General features: G+C 34.1%; 13 protein-coding genes and 1 pseudogene. 6 read left to right on the top strand and 8 right to left on the bottom strand.

Features of this window, described 5'->3' with window-relative positions; all coding sequences use genetic code 11:
• Positions 1–121: 121 nt before the first annotated feature.
• The 6 genes and pseudogenes from KBP46_RS23655 to KBP46_RS09760 form a co-directional block, all read right to left on the bottom strand.
• Positions 122–340 (bottom strand): hypothetical protein, encoded by a 219-nt coding sequence (locus KBP46_RS23655; RefSeq protein ID WP_253297253.1) that lies wholly within the window; start codon positions 338–340, stop codon positions 122–124.
• Positions 337–639: a hypothetical protein gene (locus tag KBP46_RS23660; protein WP_253297254.1), complete on the bottom strand. Its 303-nt coding sequence runs from the start codon at positions 637–639 to the stop codon at positions 337–339. The genes KBP46_RS23655 and KBP46_RS23660 overlap by 4 nt, the downstream gene beginning before the upstream one ends.
• On the bottom strand, positions 617–1,096 hold the full coding sequence (locus tag KBP46_RS09745) for a hypothetical protein (RefSeq protein ID WP_062675422.1): 480 nt from the start codon (positions 1,094–1,096) through the stop codon (positions 617–619). The genes KBP46_RS23660 and KBP46_RS09745 overlap by 23 nt, the downstream gene beginning before the upstream one ends.
• 156 nt (positions 1,097–1,252) lie before the next feature.
• On the bottom strand, positions 1,253–1,786 hold the full coding sequence (locus KBP46_RS09750) for a DUF4303 domain-containing protein (protein ID WP_216445230.1): 534 nt from the start codon (positions 1,784–1,786) through the stop codon (positions 1,253–1,255).
• A gap of 140 nt (positions 1,787–1,926) precedes the next feature.
• Positions 1,927–2,880, bottom strand: a complete 954-nt coding sequence (locus tag KBP46_RS09755; RefSeq protein WP_216445231.1) for a DUF3829 domain-containing protein — start codon at positions 2,878–2,880, stop codon at positions 1,927–1,929.
• Between the two features lie 47 nt (positions 2,881–2,927).
• Positions 2,928–3,247, bottom strand: a pseudogene (locus KBP46_RS09760) (DUF4870 domain-containing protein).
• A gap of 236 nt (positions 3,248–3,483) precedes the next feature.
• On the opposite strand from KBP46_RS09760, the gene KBP46_RS09765 reads away from it, so the two are divergent.
• The 6 genes from KBP46_RS09765 (at position 3,484) to gwsS (ending at position 9,236) form a co-directional block, all read left to right on the top strand.
• A complete protein-coding gene (locus KBP46_RS09765) occupies positions 3,484–5,334 on the top strand; it encodes a hypothetical protein (protein WP_216445232.1) in 1,851 nt (616 codons plus the stop codon).
• 615 nt (positions 5,335–5,949) lie between these two features.
• A complete protein-coding gene (locus tag KBP46_RS09770; RefSeq protein WP_062675427.1) occupies positions 5,950–6,132 on the top strand; it encodes a TIGR04139 family peptide modification target in 183 nt (60 codons plus the stop codon).
• A gap of 96 nt (positions 6,133–6,228) precedes the next feature.
• The gene (locus KBP46_RS09775) at positions 6,229–7,083 is read left to right on the top strand and encodes a hypothetical protein (protein WP_216445233.1); all 855 of its coding nucleotides are present in this window, start codon (positions 6,229–6,231) and stop codon (positions 7,081–7,083) included.
• Positions 7,084–7,087: 4 nt separating this feature from the next.
• Positions 7,088–7,993, top strand: coding sequence for a grasp-with-spasm system ATP-grasp peptide maturase (gwsG, locus tag KBP46_RS09780; protein ID WP_216445234.1), 906 nt, complete (start codon positions 7,088–7,090; stop codon positions 7,991–7,993).
• A complete protein-coding gene (locus tag KBP46_RS09785; protein WP_062675430.1) occupies positions 7,990–8,169 on the top strand; it encodes a hypothetical protein in 180 nt (59 codons plus the stop codon). The genes gwsG and KBP46_RS09785 overlap by 4 nt, the downstream gene beginning before the upstream one ends.
• The gene (gene gwsS, locus KBP46_RS09790; RefSeq protein WP_216445235.1) at positions 8,166–9,236 is read left to right on the top strand and encodes a grasp-with-spasm system SPASM domain peptide maturase; all 1,071 of its coding nucleotides are present in this window, start codon (positions 8,166–8,168) and stop codon (positions 9,234–9,236) included. The genes KBP46_RS09785 and gwsS overlap by 4 nt, the downstream gene beginning before the upstream one ends.
• An 84-nt stretch (positions 9,237–9,320) precedes the next feature.
• On the opposite strand, the gene KBP46_RS09795 is transcribed toward gwsS, so the two are convergent.
• Both KBP46_RS09795 and KBP46_RS09800 read right to left on the bottom strand, forming a co-directional pair.
• Positions 9,321–9,698, bottom strand: a complete 378-nt coding sequence (locus KBP46_RS09795) for a hypothetical protein (RefSeq protein ID WP_062675432.1) — start codon at positions 9,696–9,698, stop codon at positions 9,321–9,323.
• 69 nt (positions 9,699–9,767) lie between these two features.
• Positions 9,768–10,238 carry an Lrp/AsnC family transcriptional regulator gene (locus tag KBP46_RS09800; RefSeq protein ID WP_002984446.1) on the bottom strand — a complete coding sequence of 157 codons (471 nt, stop codon included), beginning with the start codon at positions 10,236–10,238 and terminating at the stop codon, positions 9,768–9,770.
• Positions 10,239–10,243 lie beyond the last annotated feature (5 nt).

The raw sequence follows: 10,243 nt of genomic DNA on the forward strand, positions 1-10,243 counted from the left end.
ATTGTGTATCAACCACCCCGTCAAAAATTCTTTGAATTTTTGCCACCCCTCCAAGGGAGGGGAATGATTATACCTCCATTCTTCATCGTATTAGTTTTTACCCTGCTTTTCGGTACTTGTTTTATTGTTCTTCCTGATTCAGGGGAATTCCTACAGCAATGAGAACAGGACATAAAATTTCTTTTATATACTCCTCCTCTCTTCTGTTAGAAGCTTTAGATCCGGAAAAATAATTACTGATTCTGTAGTTTTTTACAAACTGATTTCTCTTTTTCCCGATGGAATAATAATATCCACCTCTTTCATCGTTCACAAAATAGGTCATTTCATCAAAATTCATGAGCTTTTTGGAAAGTAACAGTTTTCTGTAAATACACTTTTCCGATTTATCAAAATATATTTCACAGGAATTCTGAAAAAGAGATCAAACAGAAAGTAGATCATATAAACACTCCATAATCCCATGGCAATTTTGAACTGATCTCCGGATATTTTATCCATAAAATAATAGATGATCACAGGAAGTGCAATGACTCCCAATGCCAGCCATCCAACCAAAGTGCGCAGAAAACTGTAATTGGGCATAAAGCTTATTTCTCGTCCGTTTTCTTCAAACTTATAGCGGTCTCTGATGTCCATTTTCAGGATGATTAATGTTCAAAATATCCTCTGTTTCATTGACCATTTTCTGTATTCCTTTCTGGGTAAGCGCCTGGCCTATTGTAAGCTGTTTTTCTTTTCCATCTATTTCAAAATAAACAGACAGCATTACATTAGTGGTAATAAATCCCATATATTTTGTTGCCACCACATGAAAATTTCTGAAATTCTCAATCGGATATGTTCTTGCCGGAACAAAAATGGTATGTTTTCCCGTAATTGTTTTACGATCCATATCAATGATAAATTTCTTGGTAAAGAAGTTGACTACAATAAGTGCAACTACTGCCATAATAATATAGCTCCCGGTTCTTACACTATTAAAAATGAGTCCTGCAATGACCAGAAAAATAATACAGAGCACTGCAATAAACACCGGCTGGTTTCTAAAAATATATTGATTTCCTTCTTGCTTATAAAATTGATAGTTGTTCATAATGAATGTAATTGTTCTTAATATTTTGGTTGGGAGTTGAGTCTAATGTTATAAAAAGCATGTATAGAGATTGTAATGTATAAGAGGCTTCTGAGACAATTATTTTATCGGCTTCATATGTATATATTTAAAGTGTTTTTTTAATTCTTCATACTTTTAATTGCCCCAGGTAGCCATCCAGTCCAGATATTCATGTCGGTATTCATTATCATTCAGTCTGATGATAAGGTTTTTCAAGTCTTCTTGCTCAAACTCATAATCTGAAACCGTGAAAATCAGGAAAATATCTTTGCTCGTGACATTTGTGAAAAAGTTCTCGTTTTTAAGTTTTTCCAATACTTCAATACAGATTGAATATAGTTTAGCCTGAAAACTCTCAAACCATTGATCATCGTCATCGTGCTTACTAAGCTCTGCTCTCAACTGAGTGCAGATTATATCAAATTCTTTATCGGCACCTTCCATTTCGTAAGTCCATTCTGCCGGTTCATATTTATAATAAAGAGCATCTTCTTCATCTGCATTCTCCATTACTTTCAATGTATTGGCAGCAGGGCAAACTGTCATTGCTCCTTCATCGCTGTACAGTGCAAAGCTGTAAATTCCTTCTGCTCCATGCTTTTCATACACTTCTAAAAAAGCTTTCCTTGCAGCATCTTCAATCTGCTGTTTCAAAATTTCAAAATCCATACTTCTTTTCTTTTCTAAAATGGGCGGTAAAATTACCTTTATCCTGTTAAATCAGTATATTATATTCTTTAAAGGTATAGCCAGTTTCATGATTATAGCTAGCTGTTTTTATTATATATAATCCAGCCGGGAATTAAAAATCAATCTACAAAAGTGTTATAACGGTCAAGAACATATCCTGCTTCTCTTTCCAGGTTATCAAGATCACGGTTTAGATCCTGACTATTTTCGTTTAGGCTTCGCTGTACGATTCTCATTTTACCCAGGAAATCATTGACAGAACTGTTGAATGCCTGATAACTGTTTTCCTTCTGCTTTTCTGAAGACGGAATTTTTTCATTGATGTTCCTTTTATATAATTTTTCCATCTGCTCGTATTGGTGGGAAAATTTGTTTTTATAGGCATTCATATCCGCTACATCGTAGGAATCATCAATAATTTTCTGAGCCAGCTCCATAACCTCCTTAGATTGAATGATCTGTGTTTTGAGCGGATGATCTTTAAGCATCTCAATTTCTGCTTTATTTGCCCTTGGGGAAAGCTTAGTGAATAAGTCATTGGCCGCTGTACGGTTTTCTTTAATAAGTTGTATTGCTTTTTCGTTGATTTCGGCGACTTTCTTTCCTTTATCATCTTTCCAGTCCTCTGCCTGTTTGTAAGTGTCCAGTTCTTTTTTTAAAGATTCCAATCGGACCATTGTGTCCTTCATCTTATCCACAAGTGTCTGAAAATTCTTTCCCAATACATCCGGAGCCTTTAATTCCTGACGGGTGTACAACATCACTGAAGGCGTAAATATGGGCATAATACCGGAAGCTTTTGGATTGGCACCGGCATTTTTCACATAGTCTTCCATCTGTATCAATATATTCTGAAAATCTTTGATAAAATCTGACTGCTCATCATCCATTTTTACAACTTTGTTATTAAAAGAAATAATATCTCTGTTTACATCCCCGGAATTAACACTAAAAGTGTTTACCTGCCCGGAATTATTCTGTGACAGCTTTTCTTTAACTTTTTCCAGTTTATCGCATGATATAACAGAAAAGCTAAAAAAAAGCATCCCTGCGATGATTAATGGTGTTTTCATAATTCTATATTAAATGTTAAATAGGTGTTTCCAAAAATTTTTGAATCCTATCCGATAAAAGAAAATTTGTCCTCAAATATTTTCCCTATTAATGGCAAAGGCTTTTCAACATTGTTGGCTGCATTAATGATTCCGATAATCATCAACACCAAAGGAATCAAACCCAATATTCCCAGAATTCCGATTTTAGTAATCATCAATACAATATTGAGAATGATAGATAAAAAATAGAAAAAAGAATTAATCCCAATGATTGTTTCAGATGGTATTTTAAAAGGCTGTTCGACTTTTCTTTGCCGATAAAGAAGGATATCAGCCATCCGAAAAGCGTAATGTAAGAAACAATTGATAAGGTTTTGTTGTCCATAGCTGTAAAATTTTAAATTAATATTCTTTGATTTTTTCTGGCCCTAAATTGCAGAAGAAAAGATCCCAGTCTTGTTTTATGCGACTACAAAACATATTCAACCCCGATCACAGATGACTACAAAATGTCTACAAAATATTTAATAAATTAATAATCAACAAGTTAAAAACAATACATAGCTCTAGTTTTTCAGACAGGAAATTGACAGATGTCTACAAATTTTGTACTTTCACCTTATGAAATTAAAGTACTTACTCTTATACTGTATACTTTTTATCTGCACATTATATCCCGCACAGAATGCATTTATTGATGGCCTTAAAAACCAATTGAGAGGAGATCATATTTCTACTGCAGAAAAATTCAGAATTTACAATGAACTTACCGAATATTACAGAGTTAGCGATCAATATCCTACAGCTGAAAAATATGTTCAGCAGCAACTTGATCTTGCTAAAAAAGAAAATGATTATGCTGAAGAAGTAAAAGCTCTCAGTCAAAAAGGAGTCATTAAGCTTAATCAGTCTGAATATGATAAGATTCCTCCTATTCTGGATGCTGCGAATGCAATTGTTCAAAAGAGTCAAAATAAAACTGCGGAACTATATGCCACTTATCTGAATATCTACTACAGAAATGCACTTGGCGAACTTGAAAATACAATCAGGCTTGTTCAGAAAGTCCTTCCCATCGTTGAAAAACAACCTTCTGAAATCTTATTAAATGCTAAGCTCAATTATCTTCTCTACGGAATCTATACAGAATGGAACGATGCTGAAAATGCCACCAGATATGCCAAAAAATCCATAGAACTTGCCGAAAAGGCAGGAAACAAAAATTTACTCAGCTCTACCTATTCGGCGCTGGCTGTCTGCTACTCCTTTCAATATGAGAAAAGTGGAAACTCAAAAGATCTGAAACCCGTCATAGAGATGTGTAAGAAAGCTGTTGGCCTGTACCATCAATTTCCCGGTCATGTCTCAGCCCATGTACATGCAATGGCCTTACTGAATCTCACCAACTATTATCTGAGCTATCCGGTTATGACTCCTGAAATCCGTGAGGAAATTCACAATAACGCCCACGAAATCCTGACCCTTACGCAGCATACGACCCTTAATCAGAGTATGCAGGCAGGTGCACTTGGTGTTTTGAGCAATCTCGCATCACGGGATCATAATGATACTTTATCAGAGCATTATCTTTTGAAAGCGGAACAGATTCTGCTTACCCAGCAACCGGTTTATTACCATGTTATGATCAATGTGGTGAAAGATCTTGCCCAGCTGTATGCAAAACAAAAGAAATATCAGAAAGCTTATGAATATGAATCAAAGTTAACAGAATACAGCAATCTTCTCTTTGATGAAGGGCAAGCTGAAACCGCAAAAAGATTGGAAGCTCAATACCAGTCTCAGAAAAAAGAATCTGAACTCAGATCTCTCACTGAGAAAACAGCCATTCTGAAAAAAGAGAAACTCCTTTATATTATATTGGGAATCATAGGATTAACTGGCGCCTTCTTTATGTTCCGTTCTTATCATTTTAAACTGCGGTATTCTATAGAAAGAGAAAATAAACTTGATACAGAAAAGCATGAAGCAGAAATGCAGGTAAAACTTCAGGAGCAAGAGCAGGCAAGATTAAGGGCAGAACAGGAACTTCTTACGCTTCAGCAGCAAAAACTTCAAAGTGAGGTACTGGCCAGCCAGCTTCATATTCAGCATAAGAATGAGGTTCTGCAGCAGCTTCAGACCCAGCTTTCCGATACGGATATTAATATTCATCAGGTGGTAAAGGGAGAAAATCGGGTTGACAATGATTTTGAAAAAATCAGATTTACTATTCAGGAACTGCATCCGGATTTCTTTAAAAACATCAGTGAAAAAGCCCAGCAAAAACTTACTGCTCTGGATCTGAAATACTGCGCCTATATTTATCTGGGAATGGATACAAAACAGATTGCCAACCTCCTCAATGTAGAGCCCAAGAGTGTAAGAATGACCAAATACCGCCTGAAAAAGAAGTTCGGGCTGGATGAAAATACTGCTTTAGAATCTTTTTTCCAGGGAGTATTCTCTGAGTAAACGCCCCATATTTATTTCTATTTCAAATTAAAAGCTTTTTAACCTCATGTTGAAAAGCTTTATTTTTATATCTCAGGTTCCTTTGCACGGATTCAAATTTTAAAAACCCAGGGTTTTCTGCAAAAATTGATAATATGTTTACCTCGTTTTCGGATTAAAAAATGTCATTTTAAAACAAACAAATCACCAGAAGCATACAAATTGTGGTCAAAATAAGTGACTCAGCATCTTATTATCGCGCTAAAATCATCTGTTTTCCGATATTGTACAATAGAAAATATTACCATACAACCTACTGTTAAAGCCTGTAATTTTCTTTTTATGGCTGGCATGCAATTTATACTTTTTCGAATTTCAAATATTTCACCAAAATACAACTACCATTCCGAGTAAAATTTGCATTTGTGTATCAAGTAAAATACAAATCATTTACACATTTTATCCCCATAAAGTGATCTAAATATTTATAGTTTTATCCCATCAACGTTGATGAAATATATTCTTCAAATTTAAAATGTAAGTGTACAGTGCATGATAAATAGGAAGAATTATTCACCCAGGTCAGGGTTTATTTGACACAAATGATTCATATAAAAACAATTAAAAATTACACACATGAAAAAATTAAATGGAATGAAGAGAGACTTCTCTTCTTTGGAAAACAAAAAAATGAAAAATCTACAGACTATTAAAGGTGGAGAAACTGCTATCAACTATGTTGCCACTAACAAAGGAGAATGTTATGACAAAGAAACGTGGATTGACCACACCCTTGATTCAACTTTAGAAATCTGCTAAGATCAATAAAAGTGTTAATATATTGTCTAGGGAGGAAAATAATTCCTCCCTTTTACCAATAAGAGTATCATTAATCCAATAAATACTGATCACCTAATGAAACGAAATTCAACTTTAATATTCCTTCTCATTATTCTTTTCTTTATTTTTTCCTGCAAAAGCAAGGATTACATTGTTTATTATAACAGAGTGAATGAAATTGATAGTCTTTACCGGATTGCTAACCAACCCGAAAAAGCAATAAAGCAGTATAAGAAATTATTCAAAAAATACACTCCAAAAAATCAGGAGCGTGTCAAAGAATATGAGACTTATGTTAAACTGGCAGATCAACATCAAAAGAATTTCGGTGGGAAGAAAAGTCTATACAAACTTATCCCTCTGATTGCTCCTTACGAAGGGTCATATGGAAGTTATTTCGGATTATTTAAAAAGTATGGTATAGATAGCACCGAGGTAAAACAGAGAATTGCAGACTGGAAGAAAGGTTTGAATAAGCGCCTGGTAGATTCTTTCAGCATTGCTTTTGTCCGTGATCAGGCGGAAGGCAGGAGAAATCCACAGCTCATGGAAAAAAATGACAGAATCAATGCACAACTGTTGAAATGGACCTTTGAAAACTACGGCTATCCTTCAGTACAAAAAATTGGTCTTATAGGAAATGGCGGTGTGTTTATGCCTATGCATCCCTTGTTCAGTCACATGATAGGTGAAAAAGAATATCCTTATTTCAAAGCAAAAATGCTGGAATATATAAAATCCGGAGACTGTATTCCAAAAGACTATGCCAATATGGTAGACCGTCACAATCTACAAATAGATAAAGTAGAAATGCCTTATGGCTCTTATCCAAGTTATAGTGCTATTATTGATACTATGAAAGTAAACCGTAATAGGAAAAAAATAGGCTTGCCTGCTTTAAAACGTATATCTAAGGTTCAAAAAAAATGACAATATGATTCTTATTATTTCCAACAACAATGAAAGAACCACTAATAAAATTATAGAATGGCTTCTTGAAATGGAAAAGGAATTCGTCCGTATTCATGAAGATGAAATTTTTGAAATTGCAGTGGAGAACAAAAAATTACTGTTAAGGAGTAGCAGAAGTTCTTTTTTTCTGGATGAGATCACAAGCGTATGGTACAGAAGAGGCAGATTAAAAATCAAACGCTTAAAGTATGAAAACCTTTCAGTAAATGCTCATATGAATGAAGTACAGCATTGGCTGGAAGATTATGTAAGAACAATACTGGAGTCCAAAAAACATATCAACAAAGCAAGTAATAGTGATATTAATAAACTCCTGGTATTGGAAGAAGCAAAAAAAATAGGTTTAGAAATTCCAGAATATTATCTGGCAGATAATACGGATCAGGTTTCCCTGGATAAGACTATTGTAAAAACCATTGGTGGAAATCCTATTTTGGATGACATTGATAAAGATTTAAATGGTATTATGTATACCTCAACGGTACACAAAAGAGAGAAAGCAAAGTTCTTCATTACATTCTTTCAGGATAAGATTGAAAAAGAATTTGAAATCAGAACATTTTATCTCAACGGAAAATGCTACTCGATGGCTATTTTTTCTCAAAATGATGAACGGACCAAAACTGATTTCAGAAAATATAATCTAGAAAAACCTAATAGAAATGTTCCCTACAATCTTTCCTCTTGCATTGAAGAAAAAATTAAACTTCTGATGCAGGCATTGGACCTTAATTGTGGATCACTTGATTTTTTAAAAGGAAAAGATGGCAAGTTTTACTTTTTAGAAGTTAATACCATTGGCCAGTTTCTGGGATTGTCTCATACCTGTAACTATTCGTTGGACAAAAAAATAGCAGATTACTTATGAAAATTAAAGTTAAAGAAAAAAACAAGCTTCCGCTTACCTTCAAACATATAGAATCCTTCAATGATCAGAAACCTAAAAAAACTAATGATGTCGTCTATGTTTTAGAATGCAAAAAATATCAGACCAATTATTATATAAGAGAAAGACCTATCAAATCATTGAACCGGTTACTATGAAATACTTCAATTTATTCTCAAACATCCTCGTCACCAAAGGATCCATCAGAATTCTCATTTCAGATCTACAGAGAAATGTATCTGAACTATATCCTCTGGAGTTGTTTGAAATTATACAAGAGCTGAAAAACAAATCTATCGAAGATACAATGATAAGTTATGATGAAGAATCCAAAGAAATAGTTGAGAACTATATCAATCTTCTATTGGAAAAAGAATACGGATTTGTTACTGAAAATGGCTGGGACAGAAATTTTCCTTCTCTCTCTTACGACTATCATGAACCCAATGCTATAACAGATCTTTTTATCGAAATGGAAGATCTCGGGATCTTAAAGAAAATATATCCATCCATAGAAAATCTTGGAGTTAAATATTTGGTTATTTACAGTTTGAAATCCTTAACCTTAAAAGACTGTATAGAAATTGATGAAATTTTTAAAACCTCAGTTTTATCAGGAATAGAGATTTTCTCCCCGTTTCATCAGAAAATGAACCTATCTTTTATGCAGGCTCTTCAAAAAAACACGGTCAGAATTTACAGTCTCATTCTTTACAATTGTTCAAAACCTCCTTTCAAAGCTAAAGATGAATACCGTTTCTCGCTGCATTTCCTGAAAGATGATCTGAAAATATCTGCGTGTGGAAAAGTGGAACTGAAGTACTTCAATACTAACATTACTAAAGTGACGGAAGCAGTTAACCACAATTCCTGCCTGCATAAAAAGATAGGCATTGATAGAAAAGGTAATATTAAAAACTGTCCACTGATGAATGAAAGCTTTGGAAACATCCAAAAACAAAGCCTTGAAGAAGCCCTCAATCAACCTGATTTTAGAAAATACTGGGATCTTACCAAAGACCAAATTGAGATATGTAAAGATTGTGAGTTCCGTTATGTCTGCACAGACTGCAGGGCATACACTGAAAACACTCTAAAAAGCAAAGAAGGTCTGAATATATCAAAACCTTTGAAATGTGGCTATAATCCTTATACGGGTGTGTGGGAGGACTGGTCCAAAAATCCTTTAAAACAAGAAATTTTTAATTCCCTGGAATTCAGATAATTTTTTTCATAAACCTTGTTATAATTGAAAACCGCTTCTAAATTAAATTTAAAAGCGGTTTGTTATTTTATTGTATTTGAAACTTTATTTAAAAAACTTCCATTTCGGGATAATGGCAAGCATTCCGAACCCCGTAAACAGGAAAAGATTGGTAACATCCGTATACAAAAATGTAGACAGATAATAATTATGCATAAAGAAATGCAGCACCAGTAACGCCGGAAACATAAAGATTCCTACTTTCCTGTAAAAGAACATCAGTACCAGCCCAATCATCATCAGTACATCAATAGAAAAAATCACATAGAAGTACCACCTCGGAATCTGAAGATATTCATGCTGCAGATATTCATCTACATCGATACCAAGCCCCATTATAGTAAACAACATCAAGGCAGCAAATGCCAGAATGAATCCCCATCCTTTCTTTGGGTCTTCGTCAAAATAGCTGTATTCTTCCATACCTACAAAAATAAAGAACTTATGAGAGATTTCATAAGTTCTTTTATAATTATTCGTTTAAAATTTGACTTACACAGAGATTGCGTTGATCAGTCTGTTTTTGTCACTTAAGAATTCCTCCATAGAGATCATACTTTCAGTTCTCATTACATCCTGAATGTCGTCAATCTGGTAAATAATTCTTTTAGCATCATCAGTATTCTTAGCTCTTACTTTACAGAAAATATTATATTTTCCTGAAATAACGCTAGCCTCGATTACGTTAGGGATTGTTGACAATTCTTTCAATACTTCCTGAGTACGGTTTGATTTTGTCAAAAGGATACCTATGAAAGCTGTAAAGTGATAATCAAGCTTACCATAATCGATGTTAAGAGATGATCCCAAAATAATACCTGCATCTTCCATCTTTTTCACTCTTACGTGAATTGTTCCAGCAGAAACATCCATCTGCTTTGCAATTTCAGTAAAAGGCATTCTTGTGTTTTCTACTAAGAAATCAAGAATCTTCTTGTCTATTTCGTCCAGTTGATAGTTCATATTAG

This window comes from Chryseobacterium sp. PCH239 (assembly GCF_018924625.1).
In the GTDB taxonomy this organism is placed as follows: Bacteria; Bacteroidota; Bacteroidia; order Flavobacteriales; family Weeksellaceae; genus Chryseobacterium; species Chryseobacterium cucumeris.

Bases quoted from the DNA above. Each gene is read 5' to 3' on its own strand.
- KBP46_RS23655 (WP_253297253.1), bottom strand. From the start codon at position 340: ATGAATTTTGATGAAATGACCTATTTTGTGAACGATGAAAGAGGTGGA.
- KBP46_RS09785 (WP_062675430.1), top strand. From the start codon at position 7,990: ATGAAAATTAAAGTTAAAGAAAAAAACAAGCTTCCGCTTACCTTCAAA.
- KBP46_RS09755 (WP_216445231.1), bottom strand. From the start codon at position 2,880: ATGAAAACACCATTAATCATCGCAGGGATGCTTTTTTTTAGCTTTTCT.
- KBP46_RS09800 (WP_002984446.1), bottom strand. From the start codon at position 10,238: ATGAACTATCAACTGGACGAAATAGACAAGAAGATTCTTGATTTCTTA.
- KBP46_RS09750 (WP_216445230.1), bottom strand. From the start codon at position 1,786: ATGGATTTTGAAATTTTGAAACAGCAGATTGAAGATGCTGCAAGGAAA.
- KBP46_RS09775 (WP_216445233.1), top strand. From the start codon at position 6,229: ATGAAACGAAATTCAACTTTAATATTCCTTCTCATTATTCTTTTCTTT.
- gwsG (WP_216445234.1), top strand. From the start codon at position 7,088: ATGATTCTTATTATTTCCAACAACAATGAAAGAACCACTAATAAAATT.
- KBP46_RS23660 (WP_253297254.1), bottom strand. From the start codon at position 639: ATGGACATCAGAGACCGCTATAAGTTTGAAGAAAACGGACGAGAAATA.
- KBP46_RS09770 (WP_062675427.1), top strand. From the start codon at position 5,950: ATGAAAAAATTAAATGGAATGAAGAGAGACTTCTCTTCTTTGGAAAAC.
- gwsS (WP_216445235.1), top strand. From the start codon at position 8,166: ATGAAATACTTCAATTTATTCTCAAACATCCTCGTCACCAAAGGATCC.
- KBP46_RS09795 (WP_062675432.1), bottom strand. From the start codon at position 9,698: ATGGAAGAATACAGCTATTTTGACGAAGACCCAAAGAAAGGATGGGGA.
- KBP46_RS09765 (WP_216445232.1), top strand. From the start codon at position 3,484: ATGAAATTAAAGTACTTACTCTTATACTGTATACTTTTTATCTGCACA.
- KBP46_RS09745 (WP_062675422.1), bottom strand. From the start codon at position 1,096: ATGAACAACTATCAATTTTATAAGCAAGAAGGAAATCAATATATTTTT.